The following is a 25677-nucleotide window of genomic DNA, read 5'->3' as shown; positions in this document are numbered from 1 at the left end:
TCACTCGGCGGCGTCGCGCCGCGCGGCGGCACCGGTTTCCTTCCAGGTGACGTTATAGAGGTCGAAGCGGCGGTCCTTCAGATTCTGCACCGTGCCGCTCTGCCGGGCAGCAGCCAGACTGTCGAGCTGGACATCGGCGATGGCCACCATTTCCACATTCGGCGTGGTGTCGGCGGCGATGCCGTCACGGGCGAAGGCGAAGTCACACGGCGTTAGCACGCAGCTCTGGGCATATTGGATGTCCATATTCTCCACATTGGGCAGGTTGCCCACATTGCCCGCCATCACCACGTAGCACTGGTTCTCGATGGCGCGCGCCTGGGCGCAGAAGCGCACGCGCTGATAGCTCTGGCGCTCGTCGGTGCAGAAGGGCACGAACAGGATCTGCGCACCCTGGTCGACCAGATGGCGCGACAGTTCGGGGAATTCGGCGTCGTAGCAGATCATCACGCCGATCGGGCCGAAATCGGTCTCGATCACGTTGGAGGTGTCGCCACCGGTGATGTTCCACCAGTAGCGCTCGTTCGGCGTCGGATGGATCTTGCGCTGTTCGTGCACGGCGCCATCGCGCAGGCAGACATAGCAGATGTTGTAGACATGGCCATCGGCCGGATCGCGGGTCGGATGCGAGCCGCCGATGATATTGATGTTGTAGCTGACCGCCAGTTCGGTAAACAGCGCCTTCAGCCGCTCGGTGTAGCGGGTCAGTGCGGCGACCGCCTCGGCGGCCGGCGCGTTGCGGTTCTCGATGGACAGCAGTTGCAGGGTGAAGAGTTCGGGGAACAGCACGAAGTCGGCTTTGTAATCCGCCACCACATCGACGAAATACTCCACCTGCTTGGCGAATTCCTCGAAGGAAGCGACCTGGCGCTGCTGATACTGCACGGCGGCGACGCGTGCGGTGCGCGCCCGCAGGGCTGGCTTGGCCGGCGCGTCATGGGCCGTATCGCCGAATTCCGGATTGCGCCAGATCATATGCGTGGCATGGCCGCGCGATTCATGGTCAGTGTCCATGTAGCCGCGCAGCACGCCCAGCGGCTCGAAATTGTTGCGCAGCTGGAAATTGATCACCGGATCGCGCAGGCGGCCGCTCTGCACCAGCTCCAGGTATTTCTCCGCCGACCGCAGCTGCATCCAGCGGCGATGCAGGCCGGGCATGCGGCCGCCGAAGACAATGCCTTTCAGATGCAGATGCTGGCAGAGCTGGCGGCGTGCATTGTAGAGGCGCTGACCCAGGCGCAGGCCGCGATAGTCGGGATCGACGCAGACCTCCAGGCCATAGAGCCAGTCGCCCTGGGCGTCGTGACGTGCCGCATAGCCGCGTCCGGTGATGCCTTCCCAGTCATGGGGTTTCAGCACCAGCTTTTCAGCGATGCGGAAGGTGGCGCAGTAACCCACCACCACCTCGTCATAGACGGCGACGAACTGGCCTTCGGGGAAATGATGCTGATGGCCGCGTAGCTGCGCCGTGGTATAGGCGCCGTCCGATCCCATCGCGGCATAGACCTTGCCGGTGAGGGCGCGGATGCCGGGGATGTCATGGGGCGTGGCATTGCGCAGCACCAGGCGCGGCTTTTCCACGGGCCCGGTTTTCGCCCCCGTGCTGCCTTTGACCGATGCGCTGCCTTTGGCCGATGCGCTGCTTTTCGCCGGGGCGCTGCGTTTGCGCGGCGCGGCCTGCTGCAGGGGTTTGGTCTTGGCTTTGACGGAAGGTTTGGTCATGACGGACTCGCTTGGGGAGGGACGGAAAGAAACGCCCCAGGCCCTAGGCAAATTCCCCGGGCAAATTCCGGTCACGGTGTCGCAGCGGCGTAAAATCCGGCGACGGGATATATGGATATATGCGGGGGCTGAAAATAAAGGGCCGTCCGACGGTCTTGGGGGGAAGACCTGTGCCGGACGGCCCGGCAGGCTGCGAAAGCTGCCTGAACCACACTTAAGCCGATAAAAGGGGCGGAATTGAGGCATGGGTCTGCGAGGCTGCGGTTTCGCAGAACTGTAACAATCGTAAACGCCTGAGTTGTTTGACTTTTTCGCCGACGCTCCGATAGAGTCCGCCGCCATGAGCGAACTGCCCGCGCTGCTGCGTCTTGGCCTGGCCCCGGGCTCGCTGACCCGTATACGCAAACATCCCCTGCTGAGCGGCCTTCGCGGCCGCCGCGTGCAGTCCGATCTCCGCCTGCTCGATACCTCCGATCGCCGATTTGCGGCCGATGGCTGGCTCTGTCTCGGCCTCGAGGATAGAGCCGGGCTGCGTCATGCCATGCTGCCAGTCGCGGGTCATGCGACGGGCGATGCACCGGCGGTGGCCGGTGAACTGCAGATCCTCGCCACCGGCACGCTCAAGGGCCAGGCCTGGGCGCTGGAACGCGACGGCCAGAGCCTGGAGCTGCAGGTGCATGGCGTCACGCTTGGCCGCGGCAAGCAGCAGGTGGCTTACGAGGCGCTGGTGCTGCAGGGCGCTGCCGATTCCGCCGCCCCGGCGCTGCATGCCATCGCCGCCGAACTGGGGCTCGATTGCGATCTGCGCTGGAGCGGGGCCGCGCCGCTGGTGCAGGCCGCCGCCGACCTCGATCTGGTTGAACCGCTGCCGCTGCGTGCCGCGGCTTTCGAGACCGGCCTGAGCGAAGACTCCGATACCGCCGCTGCCTTCGTCGCCATCGCCCGGCAGTGCCTGGCGCAGTTCGATGCCAATCTGCTGCCGGTGCTGCGCGACCGCGATGCGGAAGGCGTGCATCAGATGCGGGTGGCGCTGCGCCGGCTGCGCTCGGCGATTGCGCTGTTCGCCGATCTGCTGGATGCCGACCGGCTGTCGCCGCTGCTCGACGATCTGCGCTGGCTCAACGGGCCTCTTGGCCGCAAGCGCGACATTGATGTCTTCCTCGCCGAAACCCTGGTGCCGCTGCAGCGCCTGCCCGATCCGGCACGCGGATTGCAGCATCTGGCCGTGGTGCTGGAGGATCGCCGCACCGCCGCGCAGCAGGCCCTGCAGGCCGCCCTGCTGGCGCCGCGCACCGCCAGCTTCCGTCTCGGCCTGGAGTGTTTTCTCGATGCGGTGCTCGACGGCTCGGCCGTCACCGCGGCTGATATTGCGGCAAAGCCCGTCTCGCACTTCGCCGCCGCGCTGCTGCAGCGGCGTCGCAAGAAGCTGCGCAAGCTCGGCCGCGACCATGCCAGCCTGGAAACCGAGGCGCTGCACGATCTGCGCATCCGCGCCAAGAAGCTGCGCTATGCGGCGGAATTCTTCCGCAGCGCCTTCAGCCGCAAGGAAAGCCGCCGCTTCAGCGTTGCGCTGGCCGAGCTGCAGGATTGCCTGGGCGCTCTGAATGACGCCGCGGTGGGCAGCCGCCTGATCGAGAATATCCTCGCGACGCCGGACCGCGACCCGGCAGCGGCGGCGATCGCCGCCTGGTTTGCGGGCCGCCAGCAGCTGCAGCTCGCCCATCTTGGCGATGCCTGGAACGCCTTCGACAGGATCAAGCCGTTCTGGAAGGACGCGCTGGAAGATTAAGACGCGGATAGCCGGACTTGTTCCGGGCATCCACGTCTTCTCTCAGTCGATCAGCCTGCCGTCCGGACCGTGGAAGGGATGCGGGCCGTCATAGTCGCCGATCGCCACCGTATGACTGACCAGCCTGCCATCATTCCACCAGTGCAGCATGTAGCCCGGTGGCTCCATGGTGAAGCGGCTCGGCGCCGCGTCATCGATATCCAGCGCCACCTGATGCGCCGGGCTCGGGCAGGTCAGCGCGCTGCGGCCGCCGACATCGGCGCGTATCGTGCGATGCAGATGGCCGCAGAGGATCAGGCGGATCTGGCTGTGCTGCGCGACGATGGCCTCGAAGCCGGCGGCACCTTTCAGGCCGATCTTGTCCATATGGCCGATGCCGGTCTGGAACGGCGGATGATGCATCATCACCAGGGTCGGTGCATCCGGCTTCTGCCGCAGGGCTTCATCCAGCCAGGTCAGCCGCGCATCGCACAGCTCGCCACCGCCCTGGCCGGGGATCAGGGTGTCGAGGCCGATGATGCGCAGCGGATAGTCGCCCTCGATCACGAACTGCAGGAAGCTGCCGCGTTCGCGCGGCAGGTAACCGCCGCCGGCGAAGGCGTCGCGCATCGCATCGCGTTCGTCATGATTGCCGGGGATGGCGATGATGCGCTGGCGGATCGGTGCCAGAATGGCTTTCAGATGGTCGTATTCCTCCGGCCGGCCGAGATCGACCAGGTCGCCGGTGAGCAGGATCAGGTCGGGCTGCTGCTTCAGCGTGGCCAGATGGGCGACGCAGCGCTCCAGCATCGCGGCGGTATCGACCTTGCGATAGGCCAGCTTGCCCGGCAGTTTGATATGGGTGTCGGTGATCTGGGCGATCAGCATGGGCGCTGCTCCTTACGCTCGTCCTTACAGAACCAGTATACCGCGCGGGTCGATGGTCAGGCCAACCTGCTCGCCATGGCTGAAATCGCGGCGCGCCGTGCTTTCGATCACCAGCGGCTGTTTCTCGCCGACATCGACAAACAGCCGCGTGCGGTCGCCGAGGAAGAAGGCGGCCGCGACGGTGCCGTGCAGACCGGTCTGCTCGCCGGCTTCGGCGACCCGGATATCCTCAGGCCGGAACAGGATTTCGGTGACATGCGCCGGCGCCTCGGCCCAGGCAAGGTCGCCGGCGCGGCAGGTGAAGATGCCGTTGCGCGCGGCGCCGTTCAGGCGATTCATGGTGCCGATGAAATCGGCGACGAAACGCGTGGCCGGTTTCTGGTAGATGTCGCGCGGCGCGCCGATCTGGGCGACGCGGCCATGCTCCATCACCACGATGCGGTCGCCCAGCGCCATGGCCTCGGCCTGGTCATGGGTCACGTAGATCGCGGTGATCTTCAGGCTGCGCAGCAGCGTGTCGATCTCCAGCCGCAGGGTATCGCGCAGCTTGGCATCGAGGGCCGTGAGCGGTTCGTCGAGAAGCAGCGCGCGCGGCCGCACGGCGAGCGCACGGGCGAGCGCGACGCGCTGGCGCTGACCGCCCGACAGCTGGTCGATCTTGCGGTTGGCCAGCTTCTCGATCTGCATCATGCCCAGCATCTCGCCGACGCGGGTCTTGATCTGGTCGGCCGGCATTTTGCGGATCTTCAGGCCGTAGCCGATGTTTTCGGCCACCGACATGTTGGGGAACAGGGCATAGGACTGGAACACCATGCCGACGTTTCTCTGCTCGATCGGCGTCTGCGTCACATCCCTGCCATCGAACAATACTTTGCCGCCGGCGTCGGGTTCTTCCAGGCCGGCGATGATGCGCAATGTTGTGGTCTTGCCGCAGCCGCTGGGGCCGAGGAAGACCACGGTCTCGCCCGCGTTGATGGAGAGATCGAGCGGCTCCAGCGCGCGGGTGCCATCGGTGAAGGTCTTGGCGCAGTTGGTCAGCGCGATCGACATCGGATTGAATTGCTCACGCATGGGTATCGTCCTCGGCGACAAACTTTTTCATTCGCGGCTGCGCAAAGGCCTGCAGGGCCAGCAGCAGCGGCATGATCATCAGGAAGAAGACCAGCGTGTAGGCGCTGCCGATCTCCAGCCGGAGCGACGCGTAGGCGTCGGCCAGACCGACCGGCAGCGTCTTGGTGAAGGGTGTGTGCAGCAGCCAGGTCATGTTGAACTCGCCCATCGACAGGGTCACTACCATCAGCGAGCCGGCAAGGATGCCGGTACGGCAGTTGGGCAGCACGATGTCGCGGAAACGGGCGATGAATCCGGCGCCGAGCGAGGACGCGCCTTCTTCAAGGGTCTTCAGATCGATGGCCATCAGCACGGCCAGCACGCTGCGCACCATGAAGGGCAGGGTGAACAGCACATGGCCGACCAGGATGAAGCCCCAGCTGGTGCGAAAGCCCGACAGGCTGCCATAGGTGACGATCAACGCCAGCGCGGTCGCCAATCCAGGGACAGCCACTGGCATCACCAGCAGTTCCTCGATGGCGCGGCTCATGGCGCTCTGGCGCCGCGCCAGCACATAGGCCGTCGGGATGCCGAGGACCAGCGTGACCGCCAGGCAGGCGAGCGAGATGCCGACCGAGAGGAAGATGGTGTCGCGATAGCCGTTCCACACCTCGAAGACCCAGCGCAAAGTCAGTCCGCTTTCGATGCCGACCAGGTAGTTCACCGTCAGGCCCGCCATGATGGAGAGCACCACCGGCACGATCAGGAAGGCGCAAACGATCAGCGTGAAACCGAGCTGCAGGGCGAAGAGCCATTTCTTATGCATGGTCAACCCGCCGCCGCAACAGTGCCGCCGGCCGCCGTGCGCGCCAGCGCCAGCACGATCCAGGTGACCGCGCCCAAAACGAAACTGAGCGCCGCTGCCATGGCGATATTGGCCGACAGCGTAAACTCGGTATAGATCACCATCGGCAGCACGTTGATGCGCGCCGCCAGCGTAAAGGCCGTGCCGAAGGCGCCGACGGCGGTGGCGAAGCAGATCGCGCCGGCCGAGATGAAGGCGGGCTTGAGCCCCGGGATGATGACATCGACCACGACGCGGAAGGGCGAGGCGCCGAGCGAGCGCGCGGCTTCTTCCAGCTTGGGGTCAAGCTTCTCCGCTGCGGCCATCACGGTGAGGATGGTGCGCGGGATGGAGAAATAGACATAGCCCATGAACAGGCCGGCCAGCGAATAGGCGAAGACGATCTTGTCGCCGGTCAGTGCCTGGGCCACCGTGCCGATCAGGCCCTGGCGGCCGGCCAGCATGATGACCATGAAGCCGATGACCACGCCGGGGAAGGCCAGCGGGAAGGTCAGCATGGCGACCAGCGCGCCGTTGCCGGGAAATTTGTGGCGCTGCAGGAACACGCCGCTGATGCCGCTGATCGCCAGCGTCACCACGGTGGTCAGCGTGGCGACGATCAGCGTGGCGATCAGGCTGTTGAAATAATTCGCGTTGGTGAGGATGGCGGCATAGGCGGCCCAGCCATCCTTGCCGGTGCCGCCGATCAGGAACAGCTCGGCCATCGGAATCAGGAAAAAGGCCGCGAAGAATATGCCGGCCGGCAGCAGAAGCAGAATCAGGCGTCGCGTTTCGCGTTGCATTTTTTACGTCGTTTCCTTGCCAGTCACATCGTCACCCCCGCGAAAGCGGGGGTCCAGGCCGGCGGTTGGTCTGGATTCCCGCTTTCGCGGGAATGACGAGATAACTGTTTAATGTCCGCCTTCACGTAACTTCAGTTCACTTCCTTGTTGTAGCGGTCGACGATCACCTTCTGGGCGACGGCCAGCTTCTTCAGGTCGATCGGCTTGGCACGCGCATAGTCGGCGTCGGGCAGGAACTTCGCCTTGGCGTCGGCCGACAGATGCTGGGCGAAGACCGGGCGCAGATAGGCATTGCCCCACATGGCCTGGCTTTCATCCGAGAGCACGAAGTCCAGCACCTTCTTGCCGTTGTCCGGGTTCGGGCCCTTGTTGGTCAGGCCCATCACATAGGGGAAGACCACGCTGCCTTCCTTCGGGATCACGAATTCCACCGGCGACTTGTCGGTGTATTTGCCGCGATAGGCGTTGAAGTCGTAATCCAGCAGGATCGGGATTTCGCCCGAGATCACGCGGGCATACGACGTCTGCTTCGGCACGATCGGCTGGTTCTTCTGCAGGTCCTTGAAGTATTTGATGCCGGCATCGAGGTTGTCGTAGCTGCCGCCGAGCGCGAGGTTCACCGCCATCACGCCGAGCTGGCCGACAGCCGCCGAGGTGGGATCGAGATAGCCGACCAGGCCCTTGTATTCGGGCTTCAGCAGGTCGGCCCAGCTCTGCGGCACCGGCTTGTTGCCCAGCGCCTGCTTGTTGACGAACAGGCCGAGCGTGCCTGAGTGGATGGTGAACCAGTTGCCGTCCGGATCCTTCAGGTCGGCGGGGATCTTGTCCCAGTTCACCGGCTTGTAGGGCGACAGCACGCCGGCATCCTTGGCCGGATCGGCAGCAATGCCGCCCAGATAGGTGACATCGGCGACCGGATTGGCCTTCTCGGCGATCAGGGCGGCGATGGCCTGGCCGGAATTCTTGTTATCCGGCGGCACGGTGATGCCGAGCTTGGACTGGATGACTTTAAGCTGCGAGCCCCAGTCGGCCCATTCCGGCGGGCAGTTGTAGCAGATGGCGCGCTGCTGCGCCGATGCGTCGGCGATGCTGCCGAGCGTAGCGATGCCGAGTACAGTCGCCAGAAGAATACGTTTGAACATGATTCAGCCTCTCCCGTTGGTAGGTGCAGTATGAGCGGCGTCGTCGGACCAGACGACGAGACGGATGCCGGCTTCTTTCAACTGGCCGGCAATGGCGGGAGGCACCGGCCTGTCGGTGAAGACAGCGGTCGCCTCGGTGATATGGCCGCCGCGCACCGTGGCGTTGCGGCCGAATTTCGAATGGTCGAGCACCAGGAAGCGCTGGCGGCAGTGCTGCGCCAGGCTCTGGCGCATATGCACCTCGTCGGGACTGAAGTCGAGCAGCGTGCCGTCCTCGGCCACGCCGGCGACGCCGAAGATGCCGATATCGGCATTGAAGCGGCTGAAGAAGCCATGGGCCTCGCCGGCGATCACGTCGCGGTCGAGATTGCGCATGCGACCGCCGGCCAGCGTGATCTCGCAGGACGGATTGCGTGCCAGCGCCATCGCCACATTCACGTTGTTGGTCATCACCCGCAGGCTGGCGTGATCGAGCAGGGCCAGCGCGCATTGCTCGGGCGTGGTGCCGATGCCGAAGAACAGCGAGGCGTTTTCGGGAATTTCGCCGGCGACCAGTTCGCCGATGCGGCGCTTGGCCTGGTAGTTCAGCACCTGGCGCGCGGGATAGGCGAGGTTCTCGCCCTCGGGCGGCAGCTCGACGCCGCCATGGCGACGCCGCAGCAGGCCGCGGTCGCAGAGCAGGGTGACGTCGCGCCGGATGGTCTGTTCGGTCTTGCCGAGCTGGCCCGCCAGCGCCTTGATGGTCTGATAGCCCTGCGCCTCCACCACGGCGATGATGGCGCGCGCGCGGTCGTCGGCCGAAAGCTCGGCTGCCATGGTCGTTTCCTGTCCCATTCGGCTGCTCATGTGCGAATGATGATTGGCAGCCGTTTATTTCGGTAAAATGACACGCGAATGATGATTTTGCTACTCACTAAATGAAAATAGACGATAGAGATCCCTCAGGTTGTTGTGCAGTGCGAAAAAGTGGCAGGGTGAGGGTATGCGACAGATTCTGATCCCTGCCTGCAGCCTTCTTCTTCTCATCCTGATTGCCGCACCGGCGCATGCCGCCGGGCTCGACGGCGCGGGCCTGAGCCTGTCCTGGGGCCTGCCCTTTGCCGGCATTTTACTGTCGATTGCACTCCTGCCGCTGATCGCGCCAGCCTTCTGGCATCACCATTACGGCAAGATCGCCGGCTTCTGGGCCCTGGCCTTCCTGGTCCCCTACGGCCTGCGCGACGGCATCAGCGCAGCGGCCCATGTGATGGCCGATGTGGCGCTGCTGGAATACCTGCCCTTCACCATTCTGCTGCTGGCGCTGTTCACCATCGCCGGCGGCGTGCGCATCACCGGCAACCTGCATGGCAGCCCGCGCCTCAACACCGGCCTGCTGGCGCTCGGCACCCTGCTCGCCAGTCTCATGGGCACCACCGGCGCGGCCATGCTGCTGATCCGGCCGCTGCTGCGCGCCAACGACAACCGGCCGCATAACGTACATGTGGTGGTGTTCTTCATTTTTCTGGTCGCCAATGTCGGCGGTGCGCTGACGCCGCTGGGCGATCCGCCGCTGTTCCTCGGATTCCTCAACGGCATCGATTTCTTCTGGACACTGCGGGCGATGCTGACGCCGACGCTGTTGCTCGGCATCATCCTGCTGGGCGTCTTCTATGTCATAGACCGGCATTACTATCTGAAGGACGGCATCGTCCGCGATCCGACGCCCGATACGCGCGGCCCATTCTTCAATGGTCTGGGCGTCGAGGGCGGGATCAATCTGCTGCTGCTCGGCGGCGTGATTGGAGCCGTGCTGCTGTCAGGCGCGTGGAAGCCGGCGCTGCAGCTGAATGTTTTCGGCATCGCGGTGGCGCCGCAGAATCTGGCGCGCGACATCCTTCTGCTTTTGCTGGCTGGCCTGTCGCTGCTGGTGACGAAACGCGACAGCCGCATCGCCAACGGCTTCACCTGGGAGCCGATTGCCGAGGTCGCAAAACTGTTTGCCGGCATCTTCATCACCATCTTCCCGGTGATCGCCATCCTGCGCGCCGGCAGCGACGGGGCGCTGGCCGGCCTGATCGCGCTCAGCAGCGATGCCGACGGCGCGCCGCGCGACGAGATGTATTTCTGGCTCACCGGCCTGCTGTCCGCCTTCCTGGATAATGCGCCGACCTATCTGGTGTTCTTCCACGTGGCTGGCGGCGATGCGCGGGCGCTGATGGGGCCGCTGGCCTCGACCTTGCTGGCGATCTCGATGGGGGCGGTCTATATGGGCGCGCTCACCTATATCGGCAACGCGCCGAACTTCATGGTGAAAGCGATCGCCGAACAGGCCGGCATCCGCATGCCCGGCTTCTTCGGCTACATGCTGTGGTCTTTCCCGATCCTGCTGCTGCCGTTCGGGCTGGTGACGCTGATCTGGCTGCTCTAGGGTCTGTCACGGCACTAAGCGACGGCTGGTGAGTTCTTGTCAGGACCGATTTCTCCTTGCACCTGAAGGACTCCCGATGAAACAGCAGAAAACCGCCCGGCGCGGTGCGGCCGCGCTCCGCATGACGGCGATCAAGACGGCGGCGCTGGGCGTTGCCTCCGGCCAGGTGATTGCCCGGCGGCTGACGCTCGCAGCCCGGGGCGATCATGCGGAAGCCGCTCGCATGGTGCCGGAAAAGCTTGGCGCCGCAGCACTGTCGGGCCTGGTGGTGATGCAGCACACGATGCGGATGACCACGCGAATGAGCAGTTTCGCCATGGCCGAGGTATTCCGCATGGCCAGCGTGGCGCAGATGGTGGCGCGCGCGCGGACGCCGGCGGCGGCTTTCGCGGCGCAGTTCGATTTCATGCAGGCCTGGCTGTCGCGCTGGCAGGATCAGTCGATGCAGCTGGGTACGGCGCTGACCCGGTCCGGCAGCGCGGCGCTGGCGCCGGTGCAGCGGGTGGCGGCGGGCAATGTCCGGCGGCTTGGCGGTTAAAGCGGTGCTGCCTTCGGCCGGCTGAGCGCCAGTCCCAGGCAGACCGCCCAGCCGATCACGGTCCAGCCGACCAGCAGGTTGGCGACCATGATCTTCTGGCGCCAGCGGTGATTGCGCCGCCAGGCCAGCAGGCTGGGCAGGAAATAGACGGCGCCCAGCAGCAGGCCAATGACAACGGTGGGGAATCCGGCACCCATGCGGGCAGGATACGCGGCTCCTGTGACACTGCAAAGCATTGGCGGCGGCGGCAAAATCGCTATAGTCCGGCCTAGATTTCGCTTCATTGCAGGGGAATGGCGCCATGTCGCTGCGCAACCAGCTTGTCACCGTGTTCGGCGGGTCCGGTTTCATCGGCCGCTATGTCGTCCAGAAGCTGGCCCAGCAGGGCGCGCGGGTGAAGGTGGCGATCCGCCGTCCCGAGGAAGGCCTGTTCCTCAAGCCGATGGGTGCGGTCGGCCAGATCGAGATCGTGCAGGCCAATATCCGCGTCGCCCCCTCGGTGCAGGCGGCCGTGCAGGGTTCGGATGCGGTGATCAACTGCGTCGGCATCCTGTTCGAGCGCGGCGCGCAGAAATTCGGCGCTGTTCAGGCGCGGGGCGCGGAACTGATCGCTGCGGCGGCCACGGAGGCCGGTGCGAAGAAGCTGGTTCATGTTTCCGCCATCGGTGCCAATGCCGACAGCGGTTCGGATTATGCGAAGAGCAAGGCGGCCGGCGAGGCCGGTGTGCAGCGCCGCTTTGCCGGCGCCACCATCATCCGCCCCAGCGTGGTATTCGGCCCGGAAGACGATTTCTTCAACCGCTTCGCCTCGATGGCGGCGATGACCCCGGTGCTGCCGCTGGTCGATGGCGGTCATACGAAACTTCAGCCGGTCTATGTTGGCGATGTGGCCGAGGCCATCGTGCGGTCGCTGACCGATGACAGCGCTGTGGGCCAGACCTACGAACTCGGCGGGCCCAAGACCTACAGCATGAAAGAGATCATGCAGCTCACGCTGGCCGCCATCCACAAGAAGCGCCTGCTGGTGCCGGTGCCGGGCTTCGCGCTCAAGCCGCTGGCCTTTGCGCTGGAGCTGCAGCCGATCTTCGCGCCGCCGATCACCCGCGACCAGATCGCGCTGCTGAAAGCCGACAATGTGGTGAGCGAAGGCGCGAAGAACCTGAAGGATCTTGGCATCGAGGCGCCGACTCCGGTGGAAGGCCTGATCGAGACCTATCTCTACCGCTACCGTCGCGGCGGCGGCAAATTCGAACCGCGCTTCTCGTAAATCTAAAGTCCTGAACTGTCGCGCCAGCGCCGGCTGCCGGCGATCTGGCGGCCGTCATTCAGTGTCAGCGTGAAATCGCCGCTGTCGTTGCCGGCCAGGCTGCGCACATGGCGGCGGTTGACCAGGCGCGAGCGGTGGATGCGCACGAAATCCTGGTCGGCCAGATCCTCTTCGAGCGAGGCTAGAGTCTGCCTTTGCAAGAGGCTGCGGTGGGCCAGATGCAGCTCGACGTAATTGCCGGCGGCTTCAGCCCATAGAATCTCGGCCGGATCCAGCCAGGTGCGTTTCGCGCCATCGCGGATTTCCAGGCGGCGCGGCGTGGTTGCCGTAGCCGGCACGGTCACCACGGTGACGGCGGCGCGGCGGCGGGCGGCGGCGAACAGCCAGGCCAGCGCCACCAGGCCCAGATAGATCGCCGCATCCTTGCGCACCTCATAGAGCAGCTGCAGGCCGAGCTGGTCCTCACGGCCGAAGCGGTAGGTCTGGCCGAACAGCGGGAACAGCAGGATGCGCAGCGCCGCCATGCCGGCGATATGCAGAGTGCTGCCGATGGCGAAGCCGAACAGATGCCCGGCGATGACACGCGGCCAGCCCAGCCGGGCGGGATCGAGCCGGGCGGTGAGCCGCAGCAGCCAGGGGGTGAGCGCGAACAGCACCGCCACGCTGGTCAGTTCGGTGACGGCATAGCACCAGCCCGGCAGGGCGATGCCGTTGCGGGTATCCTCGATCCAGAAGGAGGAGGCGCCCAGCCCGGCGGCGATCAGCAGGGCCGCCGCATAGCCGAGCCACAGCCGTGGCGAAAAACCGATAAAATCCGCAATATTGCCGCTCGTCACAGCAGCCCCGCCGCTCGTCCCGGCGATATTGGCATTGGCGTTCACGGTCGGCTAACCCGGCCAGGACGTCTTGCATCTGCTGTCACGGAAAAGGGTTCCATGTCTGGTATGTCTGACCGCCGTTACGATCTCGACTGGCTGCGCATCGCCGCCTTCGGACTGCTGATCCTATACCATATCGGCATGTTTTTCGTCTCCTGGGACTGGCATGTGAAAAGCGCCCATGCCGGCCCGGGAGATCCACTTGGTCTGCAGCCGCTGATGGTGCTGACCAATCCCTGGCGGCTGGCGCTGCTGTTTCTGATCGCCGGCTGCGCCACGCGGTTCATGGCCGACAAGACATCGCGCGGTACCATGGCGAAAAGTCGCAGCGCCCGGCTCCTGCTGCCGCTGGTCTTCGGCATGCTGGTGATCGTGCCGCCGCAGACCTATGCCGAGATCGTCGAGAAGCTGGGCTATGCCGAGGGCTGGGTGGCCTTCTATGTGAAATACATCTCGTTTTATGACGGCTGGCGGATCAAGGGCGCGCCGCTGATCGTGCCGACCTGGAATCACCTGTGGTTCGTTGCCTATCTCTGGGTCTACAGCATGATCGTGATCGGGCTGCGGCCCTGGCTGCATGGCGATGCGATGCGTGGCCTGGTGGCATGGCTGGAAACCATGCTCGGCCGTCCGCTGGTGCTGCTGCTGGCGCCGGCGCTGCTGCTGATCTTGCTGCGTCTTACCTTGCGGCCGCTGTTCGGCGAAACCCATGCGCTGTTCGACGACTGGTATCTGCATCCGGTCTATCTTGCGCTGTTCCTGTTCGGCTATGGCATCGCGAAATCCGATGCGGTGTGGATGGCGATCGACCGCCTGCGCTGGGCGGCGCTGCTGCTGGGGCTCGCCTGTTATGCCACCATCGTCTGGGTCATGCTGGGCGGCGCGGTGCCGGGCTGGATGCGGCCGGTGCTGCTGGCCAGCGACCAGTGGGTCTGGATCCTGGCATTGCTCGGCTTCGCGCGCCGGCTGCTCAACCATGATGGTCCCGCACGGCGCTACCTCACCGATGCGATCTTTCCCTTCTACATCATCCACCAGACGGTGATCGTGGTGCTGGGTCATAACCTCACCCCGCTCGGCCTGCCGGCGTGGCAGGAAGGTGTGATCCTGATTGCAGCGACCGCGACGGCGTGTTTCACCGGCTACGAAATCGTGCGGCGCATCAACCGGCTCAGACCACTATTCGGATTGCGGAGGCGTTAACTGTGCCTTGAGTTGCACCATCTCCTCCTCTGTCACCGGCCGTATGCCCGAGTCCTTGACCATGTATCTGAAGGTACGTCGAGGATCTTCACGCACCCAGCGGATCGCGTCATGGCCGAACCAGAACCATGATCCTCTCGCTTCGATACTGGAGAGCTCGAAGGATGGCAAACGGTAATGGGCCTGGTTCCGGTTGGTGCAGAGTTTGTCCAGCAGGCGGAAGAACCGGCGCATATGCGCCGCGGCAGGTTTGTCGTCACCCGCACAGAAATAGTTGATCTCGCTGTGTTCGAATGTCGTGATGGTGGCCAGTTCGTCCGCAGTGGGCGCTGTGCATGGGCCGAATTTCACGAAGGGCAACGGAGTACTGTTGTCTCCGCCCCAGCGTATTGTATCGGGAGGATCGTCATTGAGGCGGTAAGTCTTGTATCGGGGCAGCCAGTGCGGATCGAAAACCATCGCGTGCTGGCCGGCCCAGTTTTCGGGACCCCATTGAGTCAGGGGCATATCCATAAAACGGTTTTCCCAGAGGGGCTCCGGACGAGCAGGTCCAACCGTGTGCAAGGGACGCATATCATAGCGTGCCTGCGGATAGGCCTCGGCCAGCGCATCGGAAAAAACCTGCCAGTCGGCATAGGTGAACCAGACATAGCGGGTCTTGACGGAAAATTTCTCTGTCATCACCTGTTCTCCTCGCGCATGGCGTCAAGTTCTTCAGCCAGTCTTTCGGCAAAATCCTTGATCCGTGCCTGATAGCTTTTCCAGTCATAAGGAATGTCTTTGACCGTGGCTGGCTTCTCCATAAATACCACGCGGGATTCCGGGTGGTTCCGCTCCAGCCTGGCTTTCTTTTCGCGCTCATCGCTGATGGCGGTTTTGCCATCCTTCAGCAGCCTGGCGCTGCTGAGATGCAGATATTCGAAACCGAGCTCTTTTGATAACGGCGATTTAATTTCAAAGGTAATATCCGCCCAGCTCGCGCCCTTACGCCCCTCGGTCTGCTTGTTTTGGTAGTAGCGCTCTTCCCGATAGTTATTCTTGTTCTCGTGGCCCGGTTCACCGTTGTCCGGTAAATGCGAACCACCGACATGTTTTATGTTGCTCGCCAGCGCCTTATATTTTTTGAAGGCATCGATCGCTTCCTTCACGCCGATGGCGTTGCCTTTGATGGTGCTCGGGCCGCCGCGCCGGTTGTAGATCAGCAGCAATTCACGGGCGAGCTGCTGATCGAAGGGTTCCAGTCCTTCGGCCCATGGCTTCAGCTCCGGCGGGATCAGTTCTTCCAGGCTCGGCTCGCGCTCTTCGGGCTTGCTGCCTTCCGGTGGTGGTTCTTCCGGGGCGCTGGGCATGCGCGGTGGTGTCTTCGTCGCAGCTGCGATAGCCGGGTCGAGCAGGATGGATGGCAGGGCCGGTGGTGTGTCGTCCATCATGTACCGCTGCACCTGGACAGGCAGGGTGAGCAGATTGATTGTGTCCTCGACCCGCTTTTCGATTTCCCGCGCGATTTTCGCATTGGCGGGCGTGTTGCGGGCGGCAGCACCGGGCGCCGTCAGCATCCCCTGCTGGATCGCCGTCGTTGCCTGCGCGATTTGTGCCCCGGCCTGGAAGGCTGGCGGCTGAGGCGGCTCGACATCACTGACGACATCGGTCCCCCGCCGTAACCAGGCCGGTTCGTTTTCGCCCGGCATGACCAGGGCGGTGCGCGGCCTCGGCGTGTCGTGGCCAGCAGCGCGATGGGCGGCGATGACCTCATGATGCCGATCGACATCGTCGGCAGTCGGCGGCAGCTGGCCGGACAGAAGCTCGCCGAGATCATCATGCAGCGATGCCATGGTTTCACCGTCGGGCAGCATCACCCCGTCGACGGTGCGACCCTTGCGGCTCTGGTAGCGGCGCATGGCGCGGAACAGCTCACTGCCGGCCCAGCCGGTCGGCCCGCCCAGGCGGGCCATGTCGTAATCGCCGGTATGGGCGAGCAGGATCTGTGCCCGGATGACATCGTCGCGGTCGTTGGCGGCTTCGACCCCAACCGGACCGCGCAGCTTGAAGACGTCCGCTTCAGAAACCTCTGGCCCCACAGGGCGCGGATAAGAGCGGGGGTGACGGTCGGGTGAGGAGAGAGACATGGCGGGCTCCGGCGTTTCTTTTTAATGTACACTATATGTTCTTATACTGCAACCTCAATCTGCACCAGCAATAATTTGCAACCACAAGGATTCTGATGTGCCCAATTAGGCATCACCGGACCAATCAATATTTTCAATAGCTTGTGCGTCATATAGTATCATATCGGTCCTATTTATGAGTCATCCACAGGGGCGAGCCCTGTTCAGGCCCCATAAACAGAAGACGCAACAATCGAAAAGGTCAACAAAGATGACCTATCGAACATTTTTTGCTTGATTGCCAAGCTCTGGGGCAATAAAAGGTGCATTCCGCCCCAGCGTACCGGCCTTTCGCGTCTTTCGATGACACAGACCTGCGCCCGGGGTGTCCCTGAGTTCTTACTATCCCTGCCCCAGGGTTCCGGAGTTCGCGATGGCCGAGAAGATGCTGAAGTTCGTGCAGACCGCCCAGGCCATGCCTGACAAGCGCGCGGCCACCGAACGCGCTCACGACTTCGACGAGATTTACCGCGAATTCGCCGCCACCAAGGCCGATGAGCAGGCCTCGCGCTGCTCGCAATGCGGCGTGCCCTTCTGTCAGGTGCATTGCCCGCTGCACAACAATATCCCCGACTGGCTGCGCATGACCGCCGAGGGCCGCCTGGAAGAGGCCTATGAGATCAGCCAGGCGACCAACACCTTCCCGGAAGTCTGTGGCCGCATCTGCCCGCAGGACCGGCTCTGCGAAGGCAACTGCGTGATCGAGCAGTCGGGCCATGGCACCGTCACCATCGGCTCGATCGAGAAATACATCACCGAGAAGGCCTTCGAGGAAGGCTGGGTGCAGGCCCCGCATCCGGTGAACGGCGAGCGGGCGCAGAGCATCGGCATCATTGGCGCCGGTCCGGCCGGCCTTGCCGCCGCCGACAAGCTGCGCCGGCTGGGCTATCAGGTGCATGTCTACGACCGCTACGACCGTCCCGGCGGCCTGATGATCTATGGCATCCCGAACTTCAAGCTGGAGAAGAGCGTGGTCGAGCGCCGCTCCAAGCTGTTCGCCGAGGCCGGTGTGACATTCCATCTCAATTTCGAAGTCGGCCGCGACGCCACGCTGGACGAGCTGCGCAAGAAGCACGATGCCGTGCTGATCGCCACCGGCGTCTACAAGGCGCGCGACATCCAGGCCCCGGGTTCGGGTCTCGACAATATCGTGCCGGCGATGACCTATCTCACCGCCAGCAACAAGCATGGCCTGGGCGACACGGTCGCCGAGTATGAAAGCGGCAAGCTGAACGCTGCCGGCAAGAAGGTGGTGGTCATCGGCGGCGGAGACACCGCGATGGACTGCGTGCGCACCGCCATCCGTCAGGGCGCCACCGCCGTGCACTGCCTGTATCGCCGCGACAAGGCCAACATGCCGGGCTCGATGCGCGAAGTGAAGAATGCTGAGGAAGAGGGCGTCGAGTTCGTCTGGCTCAGCTTGCCGAAAAGCTTCCGCGGCGAGGGCGATGTCACGGCTGTTCATGCCGGCCGCATGAAGCTCGGTCCGGCCGATGCCGGCGGCCGCCAGATGCCGGTGGAAATTGAAAATGCTGATTTCGACCAGCCGGCCGATCTCGTCATCAAGGCACTGGGCTTCGATCCGGAAGAGCTGCCGCAGCAGTTCAAGGCGCCGAACCTGGAAGTCACCCGCTGGGGCACGGTGAAGATTTCGGCGCGCAGCAAGATGACCAACATGCCGGGCGTGTTCGCGGCCGGCGACATCGTGCGCGGTGCCAGCCTCGTTGTCTGGGCGATCCGCGACGGCCGCGACTGTGCCGACGCCATCCACAGCTATATCCAGGCCAAGCTGCAGCCGGCGGCTGCAGCGGCGGAGTGAGGAGTCAGACCATGAGCGACATCGAACAAAATTACGTCGAGCAGTGGAACGACAACGTCAAGCACCTGACCGAGACCGGCATGTACCGGCCCGAGGAGGAGCATGACGCCTGCGGCGTCGGCCTGATCGCCTCGCTGGACGGCCAGCCGCATCGCAGCGTCGTTGCCGCCGGCATCATGGCGCTGAAGGCTTTGTGGCATCGCGGTGCGGTTGACGCCGATGGCAAGACCGGCGACGGCGCCGGCATCCATGTGCAGATCCCGCAGGACTTCTTCCGCGAGCATGTGCGCCGCTCGGGCTTCGAGCCGGGCGAGGGCAAGCTCGGGCTGGGCCAGGTCTTCCTGCCCAAGACCGATCTGTCGGCGCAGGAAACCTGCCGCACCATCGTTGAGACCGCGATCCTGGATTTCGGCTATGGCATCTACGGCTGGCGCCAGGTGCCGGTCGACGCCACCATCATCGGCGAGAAGGCCAATGCCACCCGGCCGGAAATCGAGCAGGTTCTGATCGAGAACCGCCATGGCAAGGATGACAACGCGTTTGAGCGCGACCTCTTCCTGATCCGCCGCCGCATCGAGAAGCAGGTGCTCAATGCGCATATCAGCGACTTCTATATCTGCTCGCTCTCCTGCCGCTCGGTGATCTACAAGGGCATGTTCCTGGCCGAGCAGATCGACTATTTCTATCCCGATCTGCAGGACGAGCGTTTCGTCTCGACCTTTGCCATCTATCACCAGCGCTATTCGACCAACACCTTCCCGACCTGGCGCCTGGCCCAGCCCTTCCGCATGCTCGCCCATAACGGCGAGATCAACACGCTGCGCGGCAACGTCAACTGGATGAAGAGCCACGAGATCAAGATGGCCTCCGAGGCCTTTGGCGATCTCTCCGACGACATCAAGCCGATCGTGCAGTCGGGCTCGTCTGACTCCGCCGCGCTTGACAGCGTGTTCGAGGTGCTGGTGCGCGCCGGCCGCACCGCGCCGATGGTGAAGACCATCCTGATTCCGGAGCCGACATCGAACAAGCCGCTGATGCCGCAGTCGCATCGCGACCTCTATGCCTATTGCAACTCGATCATGGAGCCCTGGGACGGCCCGGCGGCGATCTGCGCCACCGACGGCCGCTGGGCGGTGGCAGGGCTCGACCGCAATGGTCTGCGTCCGATCCGCTACACCGTGACCACCGACAACCTTCTCATTGTCGGTTCGGAAACCGGCATGGTGCCGGTGCCCGAGCAGAAGGTGGTGAAGAAGGGCCGCGTCGGTCCCGGCGACATGATCGCCATCGACCTGAAAAAGGGCCGCTTCTATCTCGACCGCGAGATCAAGGACAAGCTGGCCGGCGAGCACCCCTACGGCGAGTGGGTCAAGAACATCCTGACGCTGGACAAGATCAAGGATGCCGCACCGCTGACCAAGACCTTCAGCAAGGATGAGCTGCGCCGCTCCCAGCTGGCCTTCGGCCTGACGCTGGAAGACATGGAGCTGATCCTGCATCCGATGGGCGAGGACGCCAAGGAAGCCATCGGCTCGATGGGCGACGACACGCCGATCGCCGTGCTGTCGGAACATTATCGCGGCCTGCATCACTTCTTCCGCCAGCAGTTCAGTCAGGTCACCAATCCGCCGATCGACTCGCTTCGCGAAAAGCGCGTGATGAGCCTGCGCACCCGCATGGGCAACCTCACCAACGTGCTGGACGAGGATGCCAAGCAGGTCGCCATCCTGCTCCTGGAAAGCCCCTGCCTGTCGAATGCCGATCTGGCGCGCGTGCTGAAATACGCCGAGAAGACCACGGCGAAGATCGACTGCACCTTCCCGGTCGATGCCGGCGAGGGCGGGCTGCGCGACGGCCTGAAGCGCATCCGCGCCGAGGCCGAGAATGCCGTGCGCGGCGGCGCCGCCCATATCGTGCTGACCGACGAGGGCATGAATGCTGCCCGCGCCGCGATCCCGATGATCCTGGCCACCGGCGCCGTGCACAGCCATCTGGTGCGCCAGGGCCTGCGCACCTTCACGTCTTTGACCGTGCGCTCGGGCGAATGCCTGGACGTGCATTACTTCGCCGTGCTGATCGGCGTCGGCGCCACCAGCGTCAATGCCTATCTGGCCGAGGCCTGCCTGGTCGACCGCGTCAATCGCGGCCTGCTCGGCAAGCTGACGGCGGAAGAAGCCGTGAACCGCTTCAAGGATGCGGTCGATGGCGGCCTGCTCAAGGTGATGTCGAAGATGGGCATCTCGGTGATCAGCTCCTATCGCGGCGGCTACAACTTCGAGGCGCTCGGCCTGTCCCGTTCGCTGGTGGCCGATCTCTTCCCCGGCATGCCCTCGCGCATTTCCGGCATCGGCCTGCTCGGCATTCAGAAGATGGTGCTCGGCCTTCATGCCAAGGCCTATCGCCAGGATGTGACGGCGCTCCCCGTGGGCGGCATCTATCGCTACCGGCGCGGCGGCGAGGCCCATGCCTGGGAAGCCAGCCTGATCCATATGATGCAGGAAGCGGTGGGCGGCGAGAATTACACGCTGTTCAAGAAATACACGGCCGGTCTGCGCGAATTGCCGCCGATCTCGGTGCGCGACCTGCTGGAAATCAAGCCGGCCGGCGGTGCCATCCCGATCGAGCAGGTGGAAAGCGTCACCGAAATCCGCAAGCGCTTCATCACGCCCGGCATGTCGCTTGGCGCGCTCGGCCCGGAAGCCCATGAGACGCTGACGATTGCGATGAACCGCATCGGCGCCAAGTCGGATTCCGGCGAGGGCGGCGAGGCACCTGAGAATTTCAAGCCGCGTCCCAACGGCGACAACGCCAACTCGGCCATCAAGCAGGTGGCGTCAGGCCGCTTCGGCGTGACGGCGGAATATCTCAACAACTGCCGCGAACTGGAAATCAAGGTCGCCCAGGGCGCCAAGCCCGGCGAGGGCGGCCAGCTGCCCGGCTTCAAGGTCACCGAGCTGATCGCCAAGCGCCGCATGTCGACGCCCGGCGTGATGCTGATCTCGCCGCCGCCGCATCACGACATCTATTCGATCGAGGATCTGGCGCAGCTGATCTACGACCTGAAGCAGATCAACCCGGAAGCGCAGGTGGCGGTCAAGCTGGTGTCGGAAGCCGGCATCGGCACGATTGCGGCTGGCGTGGCCAAGGCGAAGGCCGACGTCATCCTGGTGTCCGGCCATGTCGGCGGGACCGGCGCCTCGCCGCAGACCTCGGTGAAATATGCCGGCACGCCCTGGGAAATGGGCCTGTCGGAAGTCAACCAGGTGCTGACACTGAACAAGCTGCGCCATCGCGTGAAGCTGCGCACCGATGGCGGGCTGAAGTCGGGCCGCGACATCGTCATCGCCGCCATGCTGGGCGCCGAAGAGTATGGCATTGGCACGGCGGCGCTGGTGGCGATGGGCTGCATCATGGTGCGCCAGTGCCATTCCAACACCTGCCCGGTCGGCGTCTGCACGCAGAATGACGCGCTGCGCCAGAAGTTCACCGGCACGCCGGAGAAGGTGATCAACCTGTTCAGCTTCATCGCCGAAGAGGTGCGCGAGATCCTGGCCAGCTTGGGCGTGAAGTCGATCACCGAGATCATCGGCCGCACCGACCTGCTGATGCAGGTCAGCCGCGGCGGCGCGCATCTCGACGATCTGGATCTCAACCCGATCCTGGCCCAGGCCGACAGCGGCGACCATGCGCGCTACTGCACGCTGGAAGGCCGCAACGAAGTGCCCGATACGCTGGACGCCCAGATGCTGGGCGATGCGGCGCCGGTGTTCAGCCATGGCGAGAAGATGCAGCTCGCCTACAACATCCGGAACACCCATCGCGCTATCGGCACGCGGTTGTCCTCGCATCTGGTGCGGAAGTTCGGCATGACCGGGCTCAAGCCCGGCCATATCACCGCGCGCCTCACCGGGTCGGCCGGCCAGTCGCTCGGCGCCTTCGCCGTGCAGGGCCTCAAGCTGGAAGTCTTCGGCGATGCCAACGACTATGTCGGCAAGGGCCTGTCGGGCGGCACCATCGTGGTGCGTCCGTCGCCGGCCTCGCCGCTGATGCCGAAGACCAACGAGAATACCATCATCGGCAACACCGTTCTCTATGGCGCCACCAGCGGCAAGCTGTTTGCCGCCGGCCAGGCGGGCGAACGCTTCTGCGTGCGCAACTCCGGCGCCACCACGGTGATCGAGGGCTGCGGTTCGAACGGCTGCGAATACATGACCGGCGGCCGTGTCGTGGTGCTGGGCAAGGTGGGCGACAACTTCGGCGCCGGCATGACCGGCGGCATGGCCTTCGTCTACGATGCCGAGGACCAGCTGCCGATCGCCATCAACGACGAGAGCGTGGTCTACCAGCGCATTGCCTCCAGCTACTGGGAAGGCGTGCTGCGCGGCCTGATCGACGAGCATATCCGCGAGACCCAGTCGGTCTTCGCCAGCAACCTGTTCAGCGACTGGGATGTCGCCAAGACCAAGTTCTGGCAGATCTGCCCGAAGGAGATGGTGGCCCGCCTGGAACACCCGCTCGGCCCGGTCGCGGCTGTGGAAGCCGGCGCCAAGCGTGCCTGAGACTTCTGGTTTCCGGCCTGCCCAAACCGGCCGGAGCCCAGGGAAGCGGAAACGCCGTCGAGAGCAATCTCGGCGGCGTTTTTGCGTCAGCAGTTTTCCGCGCTTTACTCTCTCCGTCATGCCACGCTTGCGTGGCATCCACGAGTTATTAGGGTTTGTGTGTTAGGAAGACGTGGATGCCACGGCCCGGCCGTGGCATGACGATATGTGGGAGGGAGTGAGTCATGCTCAAGGCGCTCTTTGCGGTTCTGTTCTTCGGCGCCTTCCTCCTCGCCGCACCCGCCCAGGCCTTCTGCGTGGTGAATGACGGCAGCGTGCCGATCGACATCAAGGCCGGCGGCAATCCGCCCACGTATGTCAAGCCGCGCCTGATGCCGGGCGACCGCGACTGCCACACGCCGCGCAAACCCGAAGGCATCCTGGTGGAAATCCTGGAAACCAATACCGGCCGCTCGCGCTGCTTGCAGTCGGTCCCGGCCAAGAACAGCACCATCACCTTCGGCACCACCTGCCGCGTGAAGCTCGACTAGGGTTAGGCGGCCGCATACAGCGGCGTGCTCAGGTATTTCATGCCGGAGTCGACGGCCAGCGTGACCACGGTCTTGTCGGGACCAAGCTGCGCCGCCAGGTCCAGCGCCGCCACCACATTCCCGCCGGTCGACGTCCCGGCAAAAAGTCCTTCCTCTTGCGCCAGCCGCCGCGCCATCGCCATGGCGTCGGCCGTCGTCACCGGACGGATCGCGCTGGCCAGTTCCGGTCGCCATTGCGGCGGCACGAAGCCCGGCCCGGTGCCTTCGATCTTGTGGCTGCCGCCCGGCCCGCCGGACAGCACGGGCGATTCCGCCGGCTCCACTGCGATCGTCTGTACCGCCGGATTCAACGCGCGCAGCCGCGTGGCCAGGCCACGAAACGAGCCGGCGGTGCCGACCATCTGGACAAAGCCGTCGATGTGGCCGGCGCTTTGCGTCCAGATTTCGTCGGCCATCTTTGCATAGCCGGGCAGGACATCGGCGTTGTTGAACTGGTCGGTCCAGAAACTGCCGGCTTTGCTGGCCGCGATCTGCCGCGCCGTCTCGATCATCGCCAGTGTCAGTGCTTTCGTGGTGCCGCCGGTGGGACTGTGCACCAAGGTCAGCTGCGCGCCCAGGGCTGCCATGTGGTCGCGCTTTTCCTTTGAGAAGACTGCGGAGGTGACAAGCGCCAGCGGGATGCGTTTGGCGGCGCAGACAAAGGCCAGCGAAACGCCGGTGCTGCCGCCGGTATATTCCACCACGCTGCCGCCCGGCTGCAGCCGGCCGTCTTTCTCGGCCGCCGCCACCATGGCCAGGGCCATGCGGTCCTTCATGCTGCCGGTCGGATTCTCGTATTCCAGCTTGAGCAGCACGCGGGCGCTCCGCTCCGGCACGATATGCCGGAGCGGCACCAGCCGCGTCTGACCGATGGTGTCGAGGATAGACACGGCAGCGGTCTTATGGCGTCACGATGCCATAGAGCACCATGGCCATGCCCACCACGCCGCCGACCCAGGCGAAGGTGCGCACCCACGGCACCCCGGCGATATACACCACGGCATGCAGCACGCGGCTGTAGAAGAACACCTGGCTGCCCAGGGCGGTCCAGGCATCGGCCTTGCCGGCCACGGCGGCGGCCAGCACCAGCACCGCAAAGGGCACGATGTTTTCCACCATGTTCAGATGGGCGCGATGGGCGCGGCCGATCCAGCCGGCACCCGGCGGGAAATCCTCGCGGTTGCCGGCCATCACATAGAGGCCGCGCGTCAGCATGAAGCCGGTGGAATAGGGCAGGGCCAACAGCACAGTCAGCACGGCACTGGCGGTCAGCATCATCAGGTCAGTGGTCATCTCGGGGTCTCCCTTTGGATGTTATGATTACGCGGATTGGGGCAGGGGGCGCAGCACGCTGGCCGCCGTATTCGCGATGCCGGTCAGCATCTCGCGGCTGGCGCCGCTTTTGGCCATCACCATCAGGCCATGCACCATGCCGACCAGATAGCGCGCCAGCGCATCCAGATCGGCATCGGCAAAGAGTTCTCCGCGTGCCTTGGCATTGCCCAGCACATGGCGGAAGGCAGCTTCCATATTGGCCATATGGGCGCGCACTTTCTCCGCTACCGCTTCATTATGCGGCGCCAGTTCCAGGGTGGTGTTGGCCATCAGGCAGGCGCGGCGCTTGGGGAACTGGATCAGGAAATCGATCACGCCCATTGCCGTATCATGCAGGGCCTGCAGCCCGGCATTGTGCGCAGTCAGCGGTTTCAGCATCGCCGCCTCCAGCATGGCGCAATAGGCATCCATGGCGGCCAGGAACAGCCGGTGCTTGTCGCCGAAGGTGTCGTAGAGGCTCTGGCGCGAAATCCCCATCACGCCGGTGAGCTGCTCCATCGAGGTGGCGGCATAGCCCTGCTCCCAGAACAGCTCCATGGCGCGGGTCAGCGCATCGGCAGTGTCAAAGGCTTTCGGACGGGCCATGGCGGCAGTCTGGCAATTCCGGAACGATCAGTCAATAATGAAATATCCCTGTGCGGCCAAGGTCATGTCCCAAGTCCCCGCATGGGACCCTTCCGTCCGCGGGGCGGGGTTGCTACACCCTGCGCCCAGAACAGG

22 protein-coding genes are annotated in these 25677 nt (G+C 64.3%); 8 read left to right on the top strand and 14 right to left on the bottom strand.

Annotated elements, in window-relative coordinates:
* The gene (locus tag AC1ROB_RS02280) at positions 1-1722 is read right to left on the bottom strand and encodes a GNAT family N-acetyltransferase (RefSeq protein ID WP_492972375.1); all 1722 of its coding nucleotides are present in this window, start codon (positions 1720-1722) and stop codon (positions 1-3) included.
* Between the two features lie 340 nt (positions 1723-2062).
* Here AC1ROB_RS02280 and AC1ROB_RS02275 point away from each other — a divergent pair, with 340 nt between their 5' ends.
* Positions 2063-3511 (top strand): CHAD domain-containing protein, encoded by a 1449-nt coding sequence (locus AC1ROB_RS02275; protein WP_492972376.1) that lies wholly within the window; start codon positions 2063-2065, stop codon positions 3509-3511.
* 42 nt (positions 3512-3553) lie between these two features.
* Here the strand turns inward: AC1ROB_RS02275 and AC1ROB_RS02270 are convergent, their stop codons facing one another.
* The 6 genes from AC1ROB_RS02270 to AC1ROB_RS02245 form a co-directional block, all read right to left on the bottom strand.
* Complete coding sequence (locus tag AC1ROB_RS02270; RefSeq protein ID WP_492972377.1) at positions 3554-4378, bottom strand: phosphodiesterase; 825 nt, start codon at positions 4376-4378, stop codon at positions 3554-3556.
* Positions 4379-4402: 24 nt separating this feature from the next.
* A complete protein-coding gene (locus AC1ROB_RS02265; protein WP_492972378.1) occupies positions 4403-5449 on the bottom strand; it encodes an ABC transporter ATP-binding protein in 1047 nt (348 codons plus the stop codon).
* Positions 5442-6254, bottom strand: coding sequence for an ABC transporter permease (locus tag AC1ROB_RS02260; protein ID WP_492972379.1), 813 nt, complete (start codon positions 6252-6254; stop codon positions 5442-5444). Before AC1ROB_RS02260 ends, AC1ROB_RS02265 begins: the two co-directional genes overlap by 8 nt.
* 2 nt (positions 6255-6256) lie before the next feature.
* Positions 6257-7075 carry an ABC transporter permease gene (locus AC1ROB_RS02255; RefSeq protein ID WP_492972380.1) on the bottom strand — a complete coding sequence of 273 codons (819 nt, stop codon included), beginning with the start codon at positions 7073-7075 and terminating at the stop codon, positions 6257-6259.
* Positions 7076-7206: 131 nt separating this feature from the next.
* The gene (locus tag AC1ROB_RS02250; RefSeq protein WP_492972381.1) at positions 7207-8217 is read right to left on the bottom strand and encodes an extracellular solute-binding protein; all 1011 of its coding nucleotides are present in this window, start codon (positions 8215-8217) and stop codon (positions 7207-7209) included.
* A 3-nt stretch (positions 8218-8220) separates the two neighbouring features.
* The gene (locus tag AC1ROB_RS02245) at positions 8221-9033 is read right to left on the bottom strand and encodes a DeoR/GlpR family DNA-binding transcription regulator (protein WP_492972382.1); all 813 of its coding nucleotides are present in this window, start codon (positions 9031-9033) and stop codon (positions 8221-8223) included.
* A gap of 166 nt (positions 9034-9199) precedes the next feature.
* Between AC1ROB_RS02245 and AC1ROB_RS02240 the strand changes: the two genes are divergently transcribed.
* Positions 9200-10624, top strand: a complete 1425-nt coding sequence (locus AC1ROB_RS02240) for a sodium:proton antiporter (protein WP_492972383.1) — start codon at positions 9200-9202, stop codon at positions 10622-10624.
* A gap of 76 nt (positions 10625-10700) precedes the next feature.
* On the top strand, positions 10701-11162 hold the full coding sequence (locus AC1ROB_RS02235) for a hypothetical protein (protein ID WP_492972384.1): 462 nt from the start codon (positions 10701-10703) through the stop codon (positions 11160-11162).
* Here AC1ROB_RS02235 and AC1ROB_RS02230 read toward each other — a convergent pair.
* Complete coding sequence (locus AC1ROB_RS02230) at positions 11159-11359, bottom strand: superinfection immunity protein (protein ID WP_492972385.1); 201 nt, start codon at positions 11357-11359, stop codon at positions 11159-11161. The genes AC1ROB_RS02235 and AC1ROB_RS02230 overlap by 4 nt on opposite strands.
* Positions 11360-11463: 104 nt before the next feature.
* Between AC1ROB_RS02230 and AC1ROB_RS02225 the strand changes: the two genes are divergently transcribed.
* Positions 11464-12429: a complex I NDUFA9 subunit family protein gene (locus AC1ROB_RS02225; protein ID WP_492972386.1), complete on the top strand. Its 966-nt coding sequence runs from the start codon at positions 11464-11466 to the stop codon at positions 12427-12429.
* Between the two features lie 2 nt (positions 12430-12431).
* On the opposite strand, the gene AC1ROB_RS02220 is transcribed toward AC1ROB_RS02225, so the two are convergent.
* Entirely contained in the window at positions 12432-13310 is an 879-nt protein-coding gene (locus AC1ROB_RS02220; RefSeq protein ID WP_492972387.1) for a LytTR family DNA-binding domain-containing protein, read from the bottom strand.
* A gap of 54 nt (positions 13311-13364) precedes the next feature.
* On the opposite strand from AC1ROB_RS02220, the gene AC1ROB_RS02215 reads away from it, so the two are divergent.
* Positions 13365-14510, top strand: a complete 1146-nt coding sequence (locus tag AC1ROB_RS02215) for an acyltransferase family protein (RefSeq protein WP_492972388.1) — start codon at positions 13365-13367, stop codon at positions 14508-14510.
* Here AC1ROB_RS02215 and AC1ROB_RS02210 read toward each other — a convergent pair.
* Positions 14487-15191 carry a hypothetical protein gene (locus tag AC1ROB_RS02210; protein WP_492972389.1) on the bottom strand — a complete coding sequence of 235 codons (705 nt, stop codon included), beginning with the start codon at positions 15189-15191 and terminating at the stop codon, positions 14487-14489. The genes AC1ROB_RS02215 and AC1ROB_RS02210 overlap by 24 nt on opposite strands.
* Positions 15191-16636, bottom strand: a complete 1446-nt coding sequence (locus AC1ROB_RS02205) for a peptidoglycan-binding domain-containing protein (RefSeq protein ID WP_492972390.1) — start codon at positions 16634-16636, stop codon at positions 15191-15193. Before AC1ROB_RS02205 ends, AC1ROB_RS02210 begins: the two co-directional genes overlap by 1 nt.
* A 412-nt stretch (positions 16637-17048) precedes the next feature.
* Here AC1ROB_RS02205 and AC1ROB_RS02200 point away from each other — a divergent pair, with 412 nt between their 5' ends.
* The 3 genes from AC1ROB_RS02200 to AC1ROB_RS02190 all read left to right on the top strand — a co-directional run bounded on the left by AC1ROB_RS02200 (position 17049) and on the right by AC1ROB_RS02190 (position 23583).
* On the top strand, positions 17049-18494 hold the full coding sequence (locus AC1ROB_RS02200) for an NAD(P)-dependent oxidoreductase (protein ID WP_492972391.1): 1446 nt from the start codon (positions 17049-17051) through the stop codon (positions 18492-18494).
* Positions 18495-18505: 11 nt separating this feature from the next.
* Positions 18506-23053: a glutamate synthase large subunit gene (gltB, locus tag AC1ROB_RS02195; RefSeq protein ID WP_492972392.1), complete on the top strand. Its 4548-nt coding sequence runs from the start codon at positions 18506-18508 to the stop codon at positions 23051-23053.
* A 224-nt stretch (positions 23054-23277) separates the two neighbouring features.
* Positions 23278-23583: a hypothetical protein gene (locus AC1ROB_RS02190; protein WP_492972393.1), complete on the top strand. Its 306-nt coding sequence runs from the start codon at positions 23278-23280 to the stop codon at positions 23581-23583.
* 2 nt (positions 23584-23585) lie between these two features.
* Here AC1ROB_RS02190 and AC1ROB_RS02185 read toward each other — a convergent pair whose 3' ends face one another.
* From AC1ROB_RS02185 to AC1ROB_RS02175, 3 genes are read right to left on the bottom strand one after another with little or no spacing between them, the layout of a single operon-like run.
* Positions 23586-24512: a PLP-dependent cysteine synthase family protein gene (locus AC1ROB_RS02185; RefSeq protein WP_492972394.1), complete on the bottom strand. Its 927-nt coding sequence runs from the start codon at positions 24510-24512 to the stop codon at positions 23586-23588.
* Between the two features lie 10 nt (positions 24513-24522).
* Positions 24523-24915 (bottom strand): MAPEG family protein, encoded by a 393-nt coding sequence (locus AC1ROB_RS02180; RefSeq protein WP_492972395.1) that lies wholly within the window; start codon positions 24913-24915, stop codon positions 24523-24525.
* A 27-nt stretch (positions 24916-24942) separates the two neighbouring features.
* Positions 24943-25542 (bottom strand): TetR/AcrR family transcriptional regulator, encoded by a 600-nt coding sequence (locus AC1ROB_RS02175; RefSeq protein WP_492972396.1) that lies wholly within the window; start codon positions 25540-25542, stop codon positions 24943-24945.
* Positions 25543-25677: the final 135 nt, after the last annotated feature.

The organism is Ferrovibrio sp. GW821-FHT12F09, assembly GCF_058806775.1.
This window is presented reverse-complemented; position numbering and strand designations above follow the sequence as displayed.

Excerpts from the sequence above, each read along its gene's own strand:
- AC1ROB_RS02270 (WP_492972377.1), bottom strand. The coding sequence starts at position 4,378 with ATGCTGATCGCCCAGATCACCGACACCCATATCAAACTGCCGGGCAAG.
- AC1ROB_RS02225 (WP_492972386.1), top strand. The coding sequence starts at position 11,464 with ATGTCGCTGCGCAACCAGCTTGTCACCGTGTTCGGCGGGTCCGGTTTC.
- AC1ROB_RS02245 (WP_492972382.1), bottom strand. The coding sequence starts at position 9,033 with ATGGCAGCCGAGCTTTCGGCCGACGACCGCGCGCGCGCCATCATCGCC.
- AC1ROB_RS02215 (WP_492972388.1), top strand. The coding sequence starts at position 13,365 with ATGTCTGGTATGTCTGACCGCCGTTACGATCTCGACTGGCTGCGCATC.
- AC1ROB_RS02180 (WP_492972395.1), bottom strand. The coding sequence starts at position 24,915 with ATGACCACTGACCTGATGATGCTGACCGCCAGTGCCGTGCTGACTGTG.
- gltB (WP_492972392.1), top strand. The coding sequence starts at position 18,506 with ATGAGCGACATCGAACAAAATTACGTCGAGCAGTGGAACGACAACGTC.
- AC1ROB_RS02255 (WP_492972380.1), bottom strand. The coding sequence starts at position 7,075 with ATGCAACGCGAAACGCGACGCCTGATTCTGCTTCTGCTGCCGGCCGGC.
- AC1ROB_RS02250 (WP_492972381.1), bottom strand. The coding sequence starts at position 8,217 with ATGTTCAAACGTATTCTTCTGGCGACTGTACTCGGCATCGCTACGCTC.
- AC1ROB_RS02240 (WP_492972383.1), top strand. The coding sequence starts at position 9,200 with ATGCGACAGATTCTGATCCCTGCCTGCAGCCTTCTTCTTCTCATCCTG.
- AC1ROB_RS02260 (WP_492972379.1), bottom strand. The coding sequence starts at position 6,254 with ATGCATAAGAAATGGCTCTTCGCCCTGCAGCTCGGTTTCACGCTGATC.
- AC1ROB_RS02280 (WP_492972375.1), bottom strand. The coding sequence starts at position 1,722 with ATGACCAAACCTTCCGTCAAAGCCAAGACCAAACCCCTGCAGCAGGCC.
- AC1ROB_RS02190 (WP_492972393.1), top strand. The coding sequence starts at position 23,278 with ATGCTCAAGGCGCTCTTTGCGGTTCTGTTCTTCGGCGCCTTCCTCCTC.
- AC1ROB_RS02275 (WP_492972376.1), top strand. The coding sequence starts at position 2,063 with ATGAGCGAACTGCCCGCGCTGCTGCGTCTTGGCCTGGCCCCGGGCTCG.
- AC1ROB_RS02205 (WP_492972390.1), bottom strand. The coding sequence starts at position 16,636 with ATGTCTCTCTCCTCACCCGACCGTCACCCCCGCTCTTATCCGCGCCCT.
- AC1ROB_RS02200 (WP_492972391.1), top strand. The coding sequence starts at position 17,049 with ATGGCCGAGAAGATGCTGAAGTTCGTGCAGACCGCCCAGGCCATGCCT.
- AC1ROB_RS02265 (WP_492972378.1), bottom strand. The coding sequence starts at position 5,449 with ATGCGTGAGCAATTCAATCCGATGTCGATCGCGCTGACCAACTGCGCC.
- AC1ROB_RS02235 (WP_492972384.1), top strand. The coding sequence starts at position 10,701 with ATGAAACAGCAGAAAACCGCCCGGCGCGGTGCGGCCGCGCTCCGCATG.
- AC1ROB_RS02210 (WP_492972389.1), bottom strand. The coding sequence starts at position 15,191 with ATGACAGAGAAATTTTCCGTCAAGACCCGCTATGTCTGGTTCACCTAT.
- AC1ROB_RS02175 (WP_492972396.1), bottom strand. The coding sequence starts at position 25,542 with ATGGCCCGTCCGAAAGCCTTTGACACTGCCGATGCGCTGACCCGCGCC.
- AC1ROB_RS02230 (WP_492972385.1), bottom strand. The coding sequence starts at position 11,359 with ATGGGTGCCGGATTCCCCACCGTTGTCATTGGCCTGCTGCTGGGCGCC.